Origin of the sequence: Pseudoalteromonas sp. NBT06-2, assembly GCF_002276045.1 — a bacterium.
GTDB lineage: Bacteria > Pseudomonadota > Gammaproteobacteria > Enterobacterales > Alteromonadaceae > Pseudoalteromonas.
Genome location: NZ_NQMR01000057.1, coordinates 32,631 through 49,952, shown reverse-complemented (window position 1 = coordinate 49,952; position 17,322 = coordinate 32,631). Strand labels below are relative to the sequence as shown.

The 17,322-nt window shown below is 32.5% G+C and carries 18 protein-coding genes; 10 read left to right on the top strand and 8 right to left on the bottom strand.

Going from position 1 to position 17,322, the window contains the following annotated elements; translation table 11 throughout:
* Positions 1-209: 209 nt before the first annotated feature.
* From CJF42_RS12670 to murQ, 5 genes are all read left to right on the top strand, one after another.
* Positions 210-902 carry a Gfo/Idh/MocA family protein gene (locus tag CJF42_RS12670; RefSeq protein WP_095367039.1) on the top strand — a complete coding sequence of 231 codons (693 nt, stop codon included), beginning with the start codon at positions 210-212 and terminating at the stop codon, positions 900-902.
* A complete protein-coding gene (locus CJF42_RS12665) occupies positions 895-1,278 on the top strand; it encodes a hypothetical protein (protein ID WP_141235550.1) in 384 nt (127 codons plus the stop codon). The genes CJF42_RS12670 and CJF42_RS12665 overlap by 8 nt, the downstream gene beginning before the upstream one ends.
* A gap of 139 nt (positions 1,279-1,417) precedes the next feature.
* The gene (locus tag CJF42_RS12660) at positions 1,418-2,116 is read left to right on the top strand and encodes a HupE/UreJ family protein (protein WP_095367037.1); all 699 of its coding nucleotides are present in this window, start codon (positions 1,418-1,420) and stop codon (positions 2,114-2,116) included.
* 10 nt (positions 2,117-2,126) lie between these two features.
* On the top strand, positions 2,127-2,660 hold the full coding sequence (locus CJF42_RS12655; RefSeq protein ID WP_095367036.1) for a hypothetical protein: 534 nt from the start codon (positions 2,127-2,129) through the stop codon (positions 2,658-2,660).
* A gap of 152 nt (positions 2,661-2,812) precedes the next feature.
* The gene (gene murQ, locus CJF42_RS12650) at positions 2,813-3,751 is read left to right on the top strand and encodes an N-acetylmuramic acid 6-phosphate etherase (RefSeq protein WP_095367035.1); all 939 of its coding nucleotides are present in this window, start codon (positions 2,813-2,815) and stop codon (positions 3,749-3,751) included.
* A gap of 74 nt (positions 3,752-3,825) precedes the next feature.
* Here murQ and CJF42_RS12645 read toward each other — a convergent pair whose 3' ends face one another.
* The 8 genes from CJF42_RS12645 to CJF42_RS12610 form a co-directional block, all read right to left on the bottom strand.
* Positions 3,826-5,226: a sensor histidine kinase gene (locus CJF42_RS12645; protein WP_170940598.1), complete on the bottom strand. Its 1,401-nt coding sequence runs from the start codon at positions 5,224-5,226 to the stop codon at positions 3,826-3,828.
* Between the two features lie 342 nt (positions 5,227-5,568).
* Complete coding sequence (locus CJF42_RS12640; protein WP_095367033.1) at positions 5,569-5,907, bottom strand: DUF2149 domain-containing protein; 339 nt, start codon at positions 5,905-5,907, stop codon at positions 5,569-5,571.
* 3 nt (positions 5,908-5,910) lie between these two features.
* On the bottom strand, positions 5,911-6,411 hold the full coding sequence (locus CJF42_RS12635) for a MotA/TolQ/ExbB proton channel family protein (RefSeq protein ID WP_252097600.1): 501 nt from the start codon (positions 6,409-6,411) through the stop codon (positions 5,911-5,913).
* Positions 6,412-6,584: 173 nt separating this feature from the next.
* Positions 6,585-7,784, bottom strand: a complete 1,200-nt coding sequence (locus CJF42_RS12630) for a beta-propeller fold lactonase family protein (protein ID WP_095367031.1) — start codon at positions 7,782-7,784, stop codon at positions 6,585-6,587.
* Between the two features lie 212 nt (positions 7,785-7,996).
* Positions 7,997-8,830, bottom strand: a complete 834-nt coding sequence (locus CJF42_RS12625; protein WP_095367030.1) for a DUF4198 domain-containing protein — start codon at positions 8,828-8,830, stop codon at positions 7,997-7,999.
* A 28-nt stretch (positions 8,831-8,858) separates the two neighbouring features.
* Positions 8,859-9,359 (bottom strand): DUF2271 domain-containing protein, encoded by a 501-nt coding sequence (locus tag CJF42_RS12620; protein WP_095367029.1) that lies wholly within the window; start codon positions 9,357-9,359, stop codon positions 8,859-8,861.
* Between the two features lie 17 nt (positions 9,360-9,376).
* Positions 9,377-9,985: a PepSY-associated TM helix domain-containing protein gene (locus CJF42_RS12615; RefSeq protein WP_095367028.1), complete on the bottom strand. Its 609-nt coding sequence runs from the start codon at positions 9,983-9,985 to the stop codon at positions 9,377-9,379.
* A gap of 218 nt (positions 9,986-10,203) precedes the next feature.
* On the bottom strand, positions 10,204-11,583 hold the full coding sequence (locus tag CJF42_RS12610) for an alanine/glycine:cation symporter family protein (RefSeq protein ID WP_095367027.1): 1,380 nt from the start codon (positions 11,581-11,583) through the stop codon (positions 10,204-10,206).
* Between the two features lie 523 nt (positions 11,584-12,106).
* On the opposite strand from CJF42_RS12610, the gene CJF42_RS12605 reads away from it, so the two are divergent.
* The 5 genes from CJF42_RS12605 to CJF42_RS12585 all read left to right on the top strand — a co-directional run bounded on the left by CJF42_RS12605 (position 12,107) and on the right by CJF42_RS12585 (position 17,321).
* Positions 12,107-14,230 (top strand): TonB-dependent receptor, encoded by a 2,124-nt coding sequence (locus CJF42_RS12605; RefSeq protein WP_095367026.1) that lies wholly within the window; start codon positions 12,107-12,109, stop codon positions 14,228-14,230.
* Positions 14,224-15,447 (top strand): hypothetical protein, encoded by a 1,224-nt coding sequence (locus CJF42_RS12600; RefSeq protein WP_095367025.1) that lies wholly within the window; start codon positions 14,224-14,226, stop codon positions 15,445-15,447. The genes CJF42_RS12605 and CJF42_RS12600 overlap by 7 nt, the downstream gene beginning before the upstream one ends.
* Positions 15,444-15,923, top strand: a complete 480-nt coding sequence (locus tag CJF42_RS12595; protein WP_141235549.1) for a thioredoxin domain-containing protein — start codon at positions 15,444-15,446, stop codon at positions 15,921-15,923. Before CJF42_RS12600 ends, CJF42_RS12595 begins: the two co-directional genes overlap by 4 nt.
* 9 nt (positions 15,924-15,932) lie before the next feature.
* A complete protein-coding gene (gene yjjG / locus CJF42_RS12590) occupies positions 15,933-16,604 on the top strand; it encodes a pyrimidine 5'-nucleotidase (protein WP_095367023.1) in 672 nt (223 codons plus the stop codon).
* A 417-nt stretch (positions 16,605-17,021) separates the two neighbouring features.
* A complete protein-coding gene (locus CJF42_RS12585; protein WP_095367022.1) occupies positions 17,022-17,321 on the top strand; it encodes an isoamylase early set domain-containing protein in 300 nt (99 codons plus the stop codon).
* Position 17,322: the final 1 nt, after the last annotated feature.

The window sequence follows — 17,322 nt, the reverse complement described above, 5'->3', positions numbered from 1 at the left end:
ACCTAAGCATAATCCCGCCCTGCGGGTTAGGGTTATCAATTGTAAAACGTTTATGCGAGCATCATAAACAGAGGTTACATATTGAAAATGTGCAAGCTGGTATTTCAATTACGGTTAAATTTTAATGGTCTTTGATTTAATAAAAGATGATTGTTTGGCTGTTCTCATTAAATTTTCATAAAACTATTTTTTAAGGCTTTTTAAAGTATATGCAAAATAAAAGCGTGTTACGTTGGGGAATTATCGGTTGTGGTGCCGTGACAGAAATAAAAAGTGGCCCAGCTTATCAAAAAACAAATGGGTTTGAATTAACAGCCGTAATGAGGCGTGATGAAAAATTAGGTAAAGATTACGCTAAAAGACACCATGTTGAAAAATTTTATACTAATGCAAGTGAGCTTATTAATGATAGTGAGATAGATGCTATTTATATTGCAACCCCTCCAGATACGCATAAGTTATATGGGTTAAAGGTGGCACAAGCAGGCAAGATATGCTGTATAGAAAAACCATTAGCGCCTAGCTATCAAGACTGTAAGGAAATAGTTCAAGCATTTGAACAAGTAAATATTCCTTTATTTGTCGCTTATTATCGCCGATCATTACCACGATTTAATAAAGTTAAAGCGTTATTAGAGCAAAGTGAAATCGGAGTTGTTAGGCATATTACTTGGCATTTAAGCAAAGCTGCTAATGACATCGATATGTCAGGGAACTACAACTGGCGTACCGATAAAAAAATTGCAGTTGGTGGATATTTTGATGGTCTACATAATAATGTTATTTATTTTAAAACTGATAAGTCATTTACTAAAATGAAAGTAGACAATATGATTCAGCTTTGCTCTAATGGAACTGATTTTGGTGACAATTTATTTAATGTAAAGGCTTTAATTGAGTAATATGAATGCTAAAAAGCAGTTTTTGCTAAAGCAGTTAACATTAGTTTTAATGTTAACTGTATTTACTTGCCAACTATTCTTTGTAACCAACAGCAGTTTAGTTCACTACCCTGATGGTAAACACCTTATGGGAACACAAGTGAGTCACCATCATAGCCATAATCATAAACATTTATACGAAAAAACTGAAAATTATAACCAGTTAGATTCTGATTTAAACGTACATGAGCATGCTAACCATACACACACTGTTTTTTATTCAACAACATATGTCGCTTTAACGGACATTCACTATCTATCTCATAATGTATTTAGCATTAGTAAAGCATATGAAAACGTAACATACGCACCACCTATACCGCCTCCAACAGCTTAATTATATTATTTAACAAATATATATGAAATTTCAATAAAACATTTAAATGTTCGTACATATAAATGCTTATTGGTGGATTTAATTAATAATATACAGAAGTAACTATGAAAATATACTTAATACAACACAGGTGGAATTTATGAATATTTCATCCGTAAATATTGTGCGTAACGTTAGCATATTGTTAGCATTCTTGGCCTCTTTTTCACTGTTAGCACATGGTGTAGATGAAGATACAAAGCAATTCTTAACAAATAATCAGGGAGTGTCGATTATCCCTTTTATTTATATTGGTGCTAAGCATATGGTGACGGGTTATGATCATTTATTGTTTTTAGTTGGTGTGATTTTCTTCTTGTTTAGAACTAAAGATGTCGTGTTATACGTCAGTTTGTTCACCGTGGGTCATAGTATTACCTTACTATTTGGAGTTTTAAATGATGTGCAGGTTAATGCCTATTTAATTGATGCCATTATCGGTTTATCTATTGTATATAAAGGATTTGATAATTTGGGTGGCTTTAAAAGGTTATTTGGTTATCAGCCAAATACACAAGCTGCTGTTATGATTTTTGGTTTATTTCATGGATTTGGTTTGGCCACAAAAATCCAAGAGTTTAAACTACCAGATGACGGTCTTATTGCGAACATTATTGCATTTAATGTAGGCGTTGAAATGGGTCAGTTTTTAGCATTAGCTTTAGTGCTTATTTTGATGAATTTTTGGCGAAAGCATAATAGTTTTATGCAGTTTTCAGTTACAGCAAATACCCTGCTAATGAGTGGTGGTTTAATGCTAGTTGGTTTTCAATTAACGGGCTATTTCAATAGTATATAAAGGGTCAATCATGAAGACAATAAACGTACCAATTCATTCAACAAAAACGTTAATAAAAGCGAGTCTAAGCGCTTCAGTTATCGCAGGTTTGTTATTAATAACATGCATCTTACCATCAGAATATAATATTGATCCAACAGGTGTTGGTAAAGCGTTAGGTTTAACCAAACTTTCTCAAACATCAATTAACTCCGAAGCTCTCAAGAGTGTGAATAGTGACAGAGAAATCAAAAGTGATATTGTTCAAATAGAGATCCCTGCTAATCGAGGGATTGAGTATAAATTATTAATGAATAAATATGCGCATTTGGAATATAACTGGCAGACTGATGGTACAGAATTATATTTTGACTTTCATGGTGAACCAAAGGGAGATACTACAGGTTATTTTGAAAGCTTTTCAATTACCACGTCGGATAATATGAAAGGTTCTTTAACAACACCATTTGAAGGGTCTCATGGTTGGTATTGGAAAAATACAACCGATGAACCCGTTGTTGTAACGCTTTCTATCAAAGGGGTTTATACAATTAAGGGAGCATAATACTCATTATTTATCTCCATACTTTACCTGTTTTGTATGGAGATAGAAAACGTATTCAACTCATTTAAACACGAATCAAAAATATTTTGAAAGGCAGTTAATTAAAGGTGTAAAATCTTATAAAGCGCTCCATTTTAGTACTAAGGAAAAAAATGCAAAGCATTGTACATAATAATCAAATTAATTTAGTCAATTCATTAACATCAATCGCCACTGAAGAGCAAAATTTAAATACTTTGGATATAGATTTATTAGATTCTTTAGGTGTAGTTACTAAAATTAACAATGAAGATCAAAAAGTAGCAGATGCTGTAAAAAAAGTATTACCGAAAATAGCGCAAGCGGTAGACAAAATCGTTAATGCATTTAATAAAGGCGGTCGATTGATTTATATTGGCGCTGGTACGAGTGGCCGCTTAGGTATTCTAGACGCAGTAGAGTGTCGTCCAACATTTAGTGTGTCAGATAATATGGTTGTAGGTATTATTGCAGGTGGTCAAACTGCGATTCAAAATGCGGTTGAGGGTGCTGAAGATAATGAGGCATTAGCAGTACAAGACTTAAAAGATATAAGGGTGACAGACAATGACGTTGTTGTTGGTATAGCGGCGAGTGGCCGTACACCTTATGTTATATCAGCTATGAATTACGCTAAGAAAATTAACTGTACTGTTATTGGAGTAACTTGCAGCCCAAACCAAGGTGTTTCAGAGTTTGCTGATATTGCGATATGCGCTCAAGTAGGTCCGGAAGTACTCTCGGGATCTACAAGAATGAAATCTGGTACAGCACAGAAGCTTATTCTAAATACACTAAGCACAGCAAGCATGATAAGAATAGGTAAAACCTATAAAAATTTAATGGTTGATGTTAACGCATCAAACAAAAAATTAAATGCACGTGCGATTCGAATTGTAATGCAAGCAACAGAGTGTGATTTTGAGACTGCAAATAAAGCGCTAAACAACGCTAAACTAAATGCTAAGCTTGCTATATTAAATATACTAACAGGTATTTCTGTTGATGAAGGTATCAAACTTTTAGAGGAAAATTATGGTTTTTTAAGAAAAGCGGCAGATAAAGTTTTGTAAACTAGATAAATGCATAAACTATTATTAATGGTTAGTAATGATTTTATGATGTATCTGAAAATAATTTTTACCATTTACGACAATAATTTTTGTGGGAATTCGATTACAAACTTTGTGTATCTATCTAATTCACTGGAACATTTTATTGTGCCATTTAGCGTATGCGTGATTAAATTATAAATAATACATAACCCTAAGCCATAGCAATCAGATCCGCGTTTAGTGGTATAAAAAGGGTCAAATATCTTATGTATATTCTCTTTTGAAATACCAATACCGTTATCTGTATAGATTATTTGAATTATCTTACTTTCTTTTTTAAGTTCAAGCGTAATTCTTCCCGACTCAATACCATCAAAAGCATGAGTGAGACTGTTCGAAATTAAATGTGAAATCATTGGAGAGAATGTACTTTGCATCGAAGTTACCATAACTTCCTCCTTACAAATTAACTCTATAAGGTGAGGAGTTTTATTAAGTTCCGGTTTCAGACTTAAAATAATTCCTTTTATATAAAAATTTAGATCAAATTCTGTTGGTAACTCATTTTTAGGATCAACAGCCACTTCTTTAAAACTACTGATCAAGTTTGCTGCTTTACTCAAATTTGAATTAAGTAAAGTGGCAGTTTCATTAGCATCAACTATATATTTTTCAAAGTCCTTTTTTTGTAATACACCAGAACTATACAGGGATGAGAAATAATTTGTTTGATCTTGCCAATGTGTAGCAGAAGAAATGCAAATACCAATGGGTGTATTAATTTCATGAGCAACACCTGTAACTAGGTCTACTAGCGATGCCATTTTTTCTGATTCAACTAATTTATTTTTAGTTTTCTTTAACTTATCTATTGTGTGTTGAATTTCATGATTCGAATCCTCAAGTTGCTGAGTTCTTTTCTTTACTTTCATTTCAAGATTTTGATTAAGTTTCTTTAATTCAAGTTTTGCAGATCTTAGAAAGTGATTAATAATGAACAGTAAAACTATGGTTGCAATAATAATAAGACCTAAAGTTTGAAGTGTTTGCAAGGTTTGAGTTTCAAATTGCAGGAGTAAATTTGAAATTTTCAATTTATCTTTTTGGATTAATAAATCTAAATTTTTAGCAATATCATTAACTTGTGGTTCGATTTGTTTAATAATTAAAAAGGCTAAGTCATCTTTATTTTTCTTGCCAAATTTGATTATCTTCATTCTTTGTGGTTTAAGTTCAATAAGGTTTTTAGCTAAGTTGTTCACTGTATTATTATTCAGCTGCTCTTGTAGGTTTTGAATTGCTTCATCTAAAAAAGAATTTGCTTTAATTGATGAAATTGCAGCAGTTCTAATATCGATTGGTTTACTAACAGCAATAAGCTTAATAAGTGCGGACTCTAATTGATTTACCGACTTATATGCACTGAATATGACCTCAGATTGCTTTTGAGATTGGTTAAACTTAATTTGCATGGCGTGATTGAGTTTTATCAATGTAAAAGCCGTACTAGTACCAAGTACAATGCACATAATAAGAAAAAATATACAAATAATAAAAATTGATTTTGTTAAAAAAAATTGGCTCCTTAATTTACTAAACATTTTAGGCATGTATTTAAGTCTTTATATATTAATAATAGCAATTAATGTGAGATTTCAATGTAGTTGATAAAATTACGACTAAAAGAATAGTAAGCCTTTATTATTTTATCCAGAATCTAAATGATCGGAATAATATGGATATATACTCCACAAAAAACTAATTAAATAAGCATAAAAACCAAAAAACCCACAGCAAGCTGCGGGAAATTAGACCCGAAGAGGTTAAAAATCGGATTAAAGTTTAGCCCCTGTTTGAGTCTTATCAGCACCTTCAGGCACATAAACAAAACTACCGTCAGCCATTTTATAAGCGATACCAGCACGCGCGCCCTCACCAGAACCAATCGTATCATTTGCTTTATATTGTTTAATTTCTTTTCCTTCTTTTATGATAATTTCCATGTTTGGTTGACCCGCATTTTTAATAACAGTGACATTATCGACTGAAAAGGTGCTTAATGGGTTTTGCGCAATGGCAATCAATAAAGCTGCAATGATCACCAAAAACACATCAACTAGATTAACCGCACTGACGATAGGATTTAATTCTTCATCTTCATCTAAAAAACGCATTATTTATTCGCCTTTTATTTTTCGAATATTAATAATCTCTTGGGCAAACCAACGCTTTTTAACAGAAGCTGGCCAAAAAGTAATCGTTGATATAACAAGACCCCAAATTACTGCTGCAAAAGCGATGATCAGGTTTTCACTTATACCTTGAATATTGCCATCGGCTAATGATTTAAGTGCAGGGCCCATTGGGATCATCGTTGCGATTAAACCTAACATAGGTGCTATTCTGGTCACTATGCGAAGCGTTTCTAGCTTTTTCAGCGCATATACTTCAATTTCATCTTCAGAAGCTGTTGGATTTTTAACGAAGTAGTTATGTATTGGAAAACCAGTAAAGAGTTTATTTTTTTTATTTTCGATATTTTTAAAATAATTTATATAGTTCTTTTTACGAATTAAATACTGAGATAGAAATCGCCCTAAGGTATAAATCGCATATATAAACAGTATAAGGATGGCTACTAAGACGGGTGCCATAAGAATTTCTGATACATTGGCCATTAGGGTTTCTATTATTTGAATATTCACTCTTCGACATCTCTTATAAAATGAAGCTAAAATTTTAATGATTTTAACATACATCTCAAAAGATAATAGTTATTATTAACCTTTGCATTAGTCTTGTTGCATTTCTTTTGTGAAGTGAATCTAAAGTTAAAATTGCACTGAATGATTCACCTCAAATTAAAAATACTTAATGAGTTACCCTTTCCAGCGGTTACCAATAGATATTTTCCATCAGGAGAAACATTTACCGAGGATGCTCCTAATAATGTATTTATATGCACTTTTTTGCTAGTTATTGCACTCTCATACTTAAGTGTACCGTCATTATTTTTCGAAAATATAGAGATCGCATTATCAGATTCAGAGGCAACAAATATGGTTTTATCATCAGGACTTATTGTAATATTTCCTGCCCCTGCTAAAACTGATTCTCCAACATCGGTTATTGATTGTAAGAAAGAATATTTGCCTTTAGGGTTTTGAGTAAATATAACAATAGAACCGTTGGCACATGCGATATATAAGTATAATTCGTCATGGGAAATAGCCATACTTAATGGTTTCTCAAGATGCTTAATACCATCAGTATTATTTATAAGTCTTTGTGATAAATTAAATTTTAGTTTATCTTGTTTTAAAAAAATGTTGATAGCATTCTCGTTATATCCTGCAGCAAATAATTTTGAATTACTTGGTGAAAGCAAAACATCAACAGTTCCTTCTAAGTTGTAATTGATATTATCTGTATCACGAATTGCATGAGAAAATATTGGAAAGCCATCTGTATTAATATTAAAAATGCTTATTGCATTACTAACAGAGCTCGCTATATATATTTGATCAGAAGCATCATTGATTTCTATGTCATACGCACCTAATAAAGCGAGTTTTTGTAATGAAGATGCAATAGGTTTACCTTTGTATTCCCACCAATTTATATTATCTGAATAAGTATGTTGATAATAAAACTTACCATCGACACCTTTTTTGAATATAACCAAAGCGCTATCATAAAAGCTAACCACATAAGCAAATAGACCATCTTTAGAGATAGCGACTTTCGTGGCCCCTCTTAAACCGGTTATATTTTCATCATTTTTAAAAACTTGAGATAAAGATAAATCGAAGTCATTTGAAACATCAAATACAGCCAATGAATCATCATCGGCGCTTACTACAAACAATTGCGTTGCTTCATTGTTAAGTTTGGCAATTCTTGGATTATCTAAGCCATCAATGTCATTTATCTCATCTTGTAATAAAAGTAATTGTTTCAAGTTTTGATATTGTGGATTAAAAGTGCAGCCAACTAAGCTGAATAAAAATAAAATACAAAGAAAAGTAAATAGAGGTTTGTAATAAAACATAGATTTCTCATGATAATGTCGTAGTTTTATTTTAATCTTTAATTGAACTTTTTACCTCATTTTTATATATAAGAAGGTAAAAAAACTTATATATTGGGTACATTTTAATCGTTATGGTATTAAATTAATAAATGGGTTTAAACCTATGCTTAATCCACTTCAAGATGCGAGTTTCAGGACTGCCTCTTGAAGTGGTTTGGGTATAAATATAATTACTCTAACCCAGCTTCAAATGTAAGAAAAATAGCATTGACCATTTTATTTGCTAGTGCATTATTTTTTAATTCTTTTTTATAAGTGGCATGTAATAGGTAACGGCCAGCTTTTGGTGGTGTGAACTGAATTAAACCTTGGTTATCTGATTTTACTTCAATTGCTTCTATCTGATTACGGTATAAAGTTCCCTCTCTTACAACAGATATTTCAACATTCTTAATCGCCTTTCCTTTAAATAAAAATTGAAACGTTGCTTCATTATTTTCGATGATATCGGCAGGGTGGGTTACTGGTAATAATTCTAAATATTGACCTGTTGGTTTAAATGCAGTTTCATTTGGTTTATTTAATGTTACATAAGTTTCAACGCGGGAGAAATATAAAGTACCTTGTAAATCATATGCTCCATTTGGCATCATAGCTTTTGTTGTAAGTTTATCAGTACGAGAACGAACGGGTTTGTCAGAGCCTTTAACTTTATATTGAGAATAATACTTAGCAGAAACTTCTTTTTGAAAACGATAAGTACCAGATTGTAATAATTGATAATCAAATACTGATTTACGTCCACCTCGATAGCTAGAAGAAGGGTAATCTTTTTTGCCTTCGGGTGTAATGATTTCGATATCTTCAGAACCAAATGGTTTATCAAATACAAAAACTTGATTTCCTGCGGTGACATCAGAAGTGATCCAAACCCCTTTTGAACCTTTAGCTGAGGCATTAAACTCATTCGGTAGAATCCAGCGATCGTGTGCATTGACACTATTAGATATAAATGAAGCGACTAAAAAAGAACATGTTATCGCAAAAATATGTTGAGTTTTCATATGTTTTCCTATTACTAATGATTATAAATTATTTATTAAATTGAATTTTTATCGGGCCTGTTTCTGCTGTCGGTTTTAATGTTGTTTTAAAATTTCTATTTAACGAGAAACTATGCTTAAGTAAGTTTCGCCCTCCATGTTCTCTTACAACTTCGATAAAAACTTTGTAATCGCCATTTTTAATTTGAATATTTTCTTCAGTCATTAAGTTCCAATTTAAATCATATGTACCTGCAGGGCGAGTCGCAGATGAAATACCATCTACCCATTGCGAATCACTACGACCTTTTTTTCGCCACCAACGACGAATATCTTTTAACCATTTTTGACCTTTAGGCTCACTCCAAAGTGCAAGGGTTTTTACGTGTTTTCCTTTGTTATTTTCTATCCACACTGCAGTATACGGGCGGTAATATTGGCCTGTTGCGATCTCAGGCAAGGTCAGTGATACTGTCAGATTAGATTGGGCATAAATAGGTAAAGCACTGCAAAATAATATTGCACAAGTAAGTGGGGTTTTAATTTTCATTTTAATCTCTTTTAAATTTATGGAACTAAAGTGATATAAACTAGAACGCAGCCGGAGCTAACAAGTAACATATAAAACACTGACTTTTTTAATTTTCGAGTTTGTGGTAATAATAAGTAGGCGCCTGTAAGAGAAAATAAAATGATTAATACAGAGCTGATATCTAAAATTAGTCGCCAAGCTAGGCCTGAATTTCTTCCTTTATGTAAGTCGTTTAATACCGCAATAACACCATAATTTTGATTATCGACAATCGCGATATTGTCTAGTAAGTCTAAAGTGATATTTTTGTATGTCCCAGGGCCTTTATGAACGACAATAACTTCATCTTCACCAAACTCTATTTGATTAAACTCAACTCCCCACTGGCTTTTAAGCCAATGGCCACTTGCTTGTTGCCAATTTGTATTTGATGGTTGAGTTGGAAGCAAATATTCAGGAATAGGGAGTTCTATGAAATCATTCTTATTAATATCACTATCAAACCATTTTGGATGATTTAATGTAATGCCGGTAAATGCAAAAAATAGCATAAATAACAATAATGCCATTGATACATATATATGAATTGTACGAGCTATACTAAGCGATTTTTTATTAACACGCTTTTTATTTTGAAATTTCAATGTGGTCTACTTTTGTACTACTGGTATCGATTCAATAATTAATACCATTACTAATGAGAGTGATTATCATTTTATAATAATTTTTATTTTAAATATATCATTAGATTAAATATGATTAATAATCGTATTTAAAAGATAGTCTTTGCCAGAGAATTATTAGCTTATACTTTCAATGATTTTATCTCGAACAAAATTTAACCCTGAAAGATCAATAGCCCCTAATCATTCATCTTCTTAAAATACTTTTTAGATTCACTATTTACTTTTTTAGCGAGTAAAATAGTTGAAACCATAGTCGGTATTGCCATCAGTGCGTACATAACATCAATCAGATTTATAACGAGTTTAAATGATGCGACTGCACCAATGATAATCAAAGCTAAATAAAACACGATATAAAATTTTTGAAAAGTTTTTCCTAATAAAAACTCAGCACATTTACCGCCATAATACGAAAAACTTAATACGGTACTGGTACTTAAAAAGAACACAACTAAAATAAGTAAATAGCCGCCTATATTAGGAAAGGTATTTTCAAAAGCTTGCGCTGTTAAACTTACACCGGTGAAACCTCCATCTAATACACCAGTGACTAATATCGTTAATGCAGTACAAGTACATACAATTAACGTATCTATAATAGGTCCTAACGTTGCGACTAAACCTTCACGAATAGGCTCGTCGGTTTTAGCTGCACCATGTGCCATAGATTCAGTTCCTATACCAGCTTCATTTGAGAATGCACCTCGTTGAACGCCTATCATAATAATGGTTCCCAATAGCCCACCAGTGACAGAGTTTGGATTAAATGCATTAATAAAAATCGAAGCAAACGCCGATAATATTTTATCAAAATTAATAAACAAAACAGTTAATGTCATAAGCATATAAACAATAACCATAAATGGCACTACACGACTGGTTACTTTTGCAATTCTTGATAATTTTCCAATTACTATAAAGGAGATTAATGTACATAAAATAAGGCCACAAATAAGATCAAATGCAAAATGTTGATTATCGGTGGCAAGTCCATTTGGTATCGCAATAAAGTCTCTTAAAATTTGTACAAGTTGATTTATTTGAAATATAGGTAAGGAACCAAACATACAAGCAATACAAAACAACCAAGCAAGAGGCAACCATTTTTGACCTAAACCTTCACGTATCACATACATGGGGCCACCTTGTAGTTGACCACTTTTATCGTATCCTCGAAACTTTACAGCCAATGTAGCAGTATAAAATTTGGTAGAAATACCTACAATCGCAGTGACCCACATCCAAAATATTGCTCCAGACCCTCCTAAAGTAATCGCAACAGCAACGCCACTTATATTACCCAAGCCTAAGGTACCAGATAGTGCAACCATTAATGCTTGAAAATGACTGAGTTCTCCTTTGGATTTTTTTTCTTCACCATACTTTCCAAGTGTAATTTCAATTGCATGTTTTATATGAAGATAAGGCTGAAGTTTGGAATAAATTAAAAAAAACAAACCTCCGCCTACAAGAATAATAACTAGTGGCAATCCCCACAAAAAACTAGCAATACTACCTAGCGCGATCTCAATTTGATTTAAAAATTGTAATGACATTTAAACTCTTATTAATTTTGCAATGATAAATAAATCAGTGGCGGGAGTACCTATTTCAGCAGGCAATGATTTTCTTGTGGTATCTAATATTTCAAAACCACTTTCTAACAGGGTATTAATCAAAACCCACTTTGATGATAATGAATATACACCTGATCACCACTACTCGAAGTCTGGAAGCCTGACTTTTCATCTGTATCTTCCATTGTACTTAAATAATGCCATCAGGATTAAGTAATTTAGTTGAATCTGCAATTAAACATTTAATATCTCTTTTACATGCATATATTTATCTTGGTATTTTTCAGCAAATTTATCGAAAGTACTCACTGTGATCTGATATTTATCCATTTTTGACCTGAATTTGTGTATTATATATTTCAAGAATATTGATTTATAAGTGATAATTTGAGTTGTATCACAATCCTATCTTTAAAGCTTAACAATTGCGACATTTTGTCACACCCCCAAATGGCTAATTGCAGATTACAATTAGGTTATACTTTTTATTGAGCAGTAAATTATGCTACCTAGTTTAAAGAGAACTCTAATAGCCGTAAGTGTTTTTGCCTCATTTTCTTCTATTTCTCAAAAAGTTATAGCAAATAATGTAATAGAAAATATCGAAAGAATATCAATTATAGCAACACGAAAAGAGTCGTTAAATACAGATTTAGCAATGTCGGTTCATAGTATTAATTCTGATGAGTTGAAAATAGATAATGGTCAGCATATTGCTGAATCACTAAATAGTGTTTCAGGAGTTTTAATTGATCAACTATCAGGTGGGCAAGGGCATAAAACAGCAATCAGAATGCCACTGAATACCAGTGGCTATTACTTATTTTTGCAAGATAATGTGCCAATTCAATCAGCGGCATTTTTTAATCACAATGCCTTATGGTGGTCTAGCTTTAACTCAAATGCTTCTCGTGTTGAAGTACTAAAAGGCGCTGGTACAGCACTATATGGTTCGGGTGCTGTTGCTGCAACAATTAATGTTTTGTCTAAACCGATTAGTAAAAACCCTGAAACTAATTTAAGCATGACTTTAGGAGAGTCTGAATATAATAAAATAGCACTGAGCCATAGCCAAAAAATAGATGATAAAAATGGGTTAGGCGTATCTGCTTCTTATTTATCAAATCAAGGTTGGCGTGATCATACTGGATCTGAGCGTAGTGAGCTAACAGCAAGACATGAACTTAAATTAAGTCATGCTCAAACATTAACAACATCGCTTGTTATGAGTGATTTAGAACAAGAAATGGCCGCAGGCTTATCGAAAGAATTATTTGAAACTGATCCAACTAATTCAGGTTTACCACAACAGATACTTCAAAGTGATCCTTTAAGGAAAAGTCAATATTTAAAGCTTTCAACACAATGGGATTTTTACGTTGATGAAGATTATTATTCTGCTATCGGATATATACGGCACAGAACAAATGACTACACCGCAACATGGAGTGCAAATATGCCAAATAACCAATCTCAAGTTAATTCTTTGGGTTTGTTGGCTTTAGCAAATTGGCAACACCATAATGATGCAAATTCAATTCTAGGAATAGATATTGAACTAACTGAGGGCGAACAATTCTCTGATCAGCCTACTAACATCACAACAACAGGATATGGTGCTGATATTTTTGTTAAAGGAGAAGTTTATTATGATGATACGACACGTTATACAAGCATTGCTCCGTATTTTCAGCATCAACGATCACTTGCAGAAAACTTAGAGTTTACTGTGGGTGCGCGCTTAGATTATACAAAATTTGATTTTGATAATCATATGTCAGTAATTGGAGATATTGGCCATGGTTTACAAAGCTTAGCAGATAGGAATGATAGCTTTAAGCATTTAAGCCCTAAAACAAGCTTAAATTACCATTTAACAGATAATTCAAGTACCTATCTACGTTATGCAAACAGTTTTAGATTGCCGACAGCGGGAAGCCTATATCACATAAAATCTAGCGATACTGCAGATAATATAACAAGTATTGATGCAGAAGTTTCAGATACATTTGAACTTGGTTATAAAAGCAATTTAGAAAAAATATCAATTGATTTAGCACTATTTTATATGGATGTTGATGATGCTATAGTCAGAGCATATGATGATAATGGCCAAAGATTTTTAACAAATGCTGGACGTGTAATACATAAAGGTTTTGAAGCCTCTATAAATTGGCAAGTAGCAAATAATTTCGATGTATCTGTAGCCTATAGCAAAGCCGAACATGAATATGACGAATTCATTATAGATGCAGGCCGTATTAAACGTGGTGAATTAGTTGAAAAAGATTTATCAGGAAAAACCATGGTGATGGCTCCTGAGTATTTAACAAATTTGAGATTAAGATATCAACCAGAAGCCATCGCTGGCCTATCAACTATGTTAGAAGTTCAATCAATTGGTGAATACTGGATGGATGAAGCGAATGAGCAAAGCTATGATGGGTATACAATCGCTAATATAAAATTATACTTTGATGTAACAAATAAATTGAGTCTTAACGCTAGAATACTTAACTTAACAGATAAGTTCTATGTACAAGAAGCACAAGTACGATATGGTAAAGAAATATACCAACCAGCAGCACCACGAACGGCATATTTAGGGTTGAATTATCAATGGTAAAAATTATATTAAATCTATTGTTCTTACTATTAATCACTTGGTGTTCGTTTATAGACGCACATCAACACACATCAGACACAGATAAAACAAAAAAACAGTGCAAACCTCAAGAGGTCATCTGTGCAAAAACGGTGACTATCGCTACGCATCCTAATGGTGATATCTGGCGTGTTTGGGCATATAAAAATCAGGTATTTTATGCAGTATCTAATGACTATGGGGGGAGTTTTAATAAAGCAGTTAAAATAACATCGATAAATGAGAAAATTTCTTCTCGAGGTGAAAATCGACCAAAGATTGCTTTTTCACAAATTGGTGATGTTTATTTATCTTGGGCAAGACCCGGTGCTAAAAAGTATGTAGGAGATATACGATTTAGTTTTTCAAATGATGATGGCATTAGCTTTAGCAAACCGGTTACGATCAATAATGATGAGCTAATAACAGGCCATAGCTTTAATGAAATGATAGTGACTGATGAGAATAAGTTAATTTTAGTTTGGCTTGATAGTCGAGATAAATATAATGCAAAAAAAGCAGGTAAGGAATTTAATGGCTCTTCTATTTATTCAGCTCAAGTAATGTTTGATGTAAATAAAACTGTAAGCTTTTCCAATGAAAAAATTTCTCAAGGAACTTGCGTTTGTTGTCGGTTAACGCTGTTACAGAGTGATACTAACCAGATATCAATCATGTATCGGGATATATTTGGTGACAATATTCGCGACTTCTCTTTAGTCAATTATGATTTAGCAAATAATAAAGTGGTAAATAGCAATAGAGTGACTTTTGATGAATGGTTTATAAATGGCTGTCCACATCAAGGTGCTGGTATTTCTAAAACAGATCAAAGAATGCACCTTACTTGGTTTAATCAAGGTAGCAAAGGCAAGGGCATATTCTATGCGTTTACAGATAATTTAGGTGACACATTGTCAACGCCAATCTTTATCGGAAATATAGCACGTCAAGCTGTTCACCCGAATATAATCAGTAATGGTAATAAAGTTGATATTGTATGGCTTGAATTTAATGGAGCGGAGCATGAATTATGGCACCAACAATCTTTTGATAAAGGCGATACATTTAAACAAGCTACAAAACTAGCATCATCGGGCTTTGGTGCAGATAGACCCTTTTTATATACCACAAACAAAGGTGATAACTATGTTTCATGGCATAGACCTAAGGTAGGACATTGGACAGCAAAATTATGAGAAAATTAAAGATTAGATTTAAGGTATTGTGTTGTTTATCTGTTTGTTTCTTTTCGATGATGAGTTTTGCTCAAAGTTCAAAATTTGATAAAAAAATATGGCAAAGTATCCAACAACAAAATTTAAATGAGAATTGGATTGCAGTTTTTTGGTCATTAGAATGCCCACCGTGTTTCAAAGAGCTACAAACAATATCAGGTATCATCAAATCAACCCCAGATCTCAAATTGGTGTTAATAAATACTGATGCTGACAATGACATGAAAGAAAAAATGGACGAGGTCATTAATAAGTATCAATTAAATGATTTAACCTTGCTGCACTTTGCTGATGAACAAGCATCCCAAAACCGCTACATTATAGATCCTACTTGGTATGGAGAATTACCGCGTAGCTATTTTTTTAATAGAGCAGGACAAAGTCAAGGGCGAAGCGGTTTGGTTGATAAAAATATTCTACAACAGTGGTTAAAGTAAGAGACTAAAATGAAGTATAAATGGGTATTATTTGACGCAGATGAAACATTATTTCATTTTGATGCTTTTCAAGGTTTAAAGTTGATGTTTTCACGATTTGAAGTTGATTTTACATTAGCTGATTATGAGCACTATCAAAAATTAAATAAACCCTTATGGGTTGATTATCAAAATGGGCAGATCAGCGCCAAACAGTTACAAAACCGAAGGTTTGAATCTTGGTGCCAAAAACTAAAAATATCTACACAACAACTTAATAGTGAATTTTTGCATGCAATGGCAGATATTTGTAAACCATTAGATGGCGCTAAAGAATTGATTGACTTTTTATCTACTAAAGTAAAGTTGGGAATAATTACTAACGGCTTTACACAACTGCAATCTATTAGACTTGAAAGAACAGGGTTTAAAGACGTATTTTCTACTTTAGTAATTTCAGAACAAGTTGGTATAGCCAAACCGGATATCGGTATATTTCAACATGCTTTGAATACTATGGGTAACCCGAGTAAGAATGAAGTTCTGATGGTAGGCGATAATCCGCATTCTGATATACAAGGTGGGATTAATGCAGGTATTGATACTTGCTGGCTAAATATCAACAAGCAAGACGCACCAGAAGGAATCAAACCCACACATGAAGTACAGTCTTTATGGCAATTACTGGACAAATTTAAATAAATAATCGTTTTTGTTTGCTCTATTTTAGTGCAAACAAAATCATATTATAGTACTAGATCAATGCTTTATATGAAGTAAATTCATTCAACTTTACTTTATGGACCTTAAATGGGTTCAAGATGAAAAATGCTCACCTAAATAAGATTTATTATCATTTGAAACTTCAGTAAATTAATTTATATTAAATATGAAAATTAATTTATTGCTAAATCTACTACATTTAATTTTCAAATTAAAAGGCATAACATATTGCTTTATTTTGGTGCAGTGAATTAAGTTATTCATTGTCATAAAATCTAAATATATATGGTTTACTTTATTTGAGAGTAATTTAAATACAATTATTTATCGGGCTGTAATCACATTTTTTATAGCTTGTGGCAAGGAATTATCTGTTAAAGACTGTTAGGAGCCAAGATGTTAACTAAAAGATTTTTTAAAACCAAACAAGAAGCAGAAGTGACATTTGAATTTAATATTTCAGATGTGAAAAAAGTGCAATTAGTAGCTGAGTTTAACGACTGGCAACCTATTGATATGAAATTCAATAAAAAAGATAAAGTTTACCGTACTAAAGTAAGGTTACCTAAAGATAAAGATTTTCACTTTCGATATCTAATCAATGAAGATAAATGGGAAAACGACCATCACGCTGACGCTTATATTCAAAATAGCTTTGGAAGTGATAACAGCGTTGTTAACACCTTTCAAGTTTAAG

Excerpts from the sequence above, each read along its gene's own strand:
- CJF42_RS12655 (WP_095367036.1), top strand. The coding sequence starts at position 2,127 with ATGAAGACAATAAACGTACCAATTCATTCAACAAAAACGTTAATAAAA.
- CJF42_RS12610 (WP_095367027.1), bottom strand. The coding sequence starts at position 11,583 with ATGTCATTACAATTTTTAAATCAAATTGAGATCGCGCTAGGTAGTATT.
- CJF42_RS12660 (WP_095367037.1), top strand. The coding sequence starts at position 1,418 with ATGAATATTTCATCCGTAAATATTGTGCGTAACGTTAGCATATTGTTA.
- yjjG (WP_095367023.1), top strand. The coding sequence starts at position 15,933 with ATGAAGTATAAATGGGTATTATTTGACGCAGATGAAACATTATTTCAT.
- CJF42_RS12630 (WP_095367031.1), bottom strand. The coding sequence starts at position 7,784 with ATGTTTTATTACAAACCTCTATTTACTTTTCTTTGTATTTTATTTTTA.
- CJF42_RS12605 (WP_095367026.1), top strand. The coding sequence starts at position 12,107 with ATGCTACCTAGTTTAAAGAGAACTCTAATAGCCGTAAGTGTTTTTGCC.
- CJF42_RS12625 (WP_095367030.1), bottom strand. The coding sequence starts at position 8,830 with ATGAAAACTCAACATATTTTTGCGATAACATGTTCTTTTTTAGTCGCT.
- CJF42_RS12595 (WP_141235549.1), top strand. The coding sequence starts at position 15,444 with ATGAGAAAATTAAAGATTAGATTTAAGGTATTGTGTTGTTTATCTGTT.
- CJF42_RS12585 (WP_095367022.1), top strand. The coding sequence starts at position 17,022 with ATGTTAACTAAAAGATTTTTTAAAACCAAACAAGAAGCAGAAGTGACA.
- CJF42_RS12600 (WP_095367025.1), top strand. The coding sequence starts at position 14,224 with ATGGTAAAAATTATATTAAATCTATTGTTCTTACTATTAATCACTTGG.
- CJF42_RS12635 (WP_252097600.1), bottom strand. The coding sequence starts at position 6,411 with ATGGCCAATGTATCAGAAATTCTTATGGCACCCGTCTTAGTAGCCATC.
- CJF42_RS12640 (WP_095367033.1), bottom strand. The coding sequence starts at position 5,907 with ATGCGTTTTTTAGATGAAGATGAAGAATTAAATCCTATCGTCAGTGCG.
- CJF42_RS12670 (WP_095367039.1), top strand. The coding sequence starts at position 210 with ATGCAAAATAAAAGCGTGTTACGTTGGGGAATTATCGGTTGTGGTGCC.
- murQ (WP_095367035.1), top strand. The coding sequence starts at position 2,813 with ATGCAAAGCATTGTACATAATAATCAAATTAATTTAGTCAATTCATTA.
- CJF42_RS12620 (WP_095367029.1), bottom strand. The coding sequence starts at position 9,359 with ATGAAAATTAAAACCCCACTTACTTGTGCAATATTATTTTGCAGTGCT.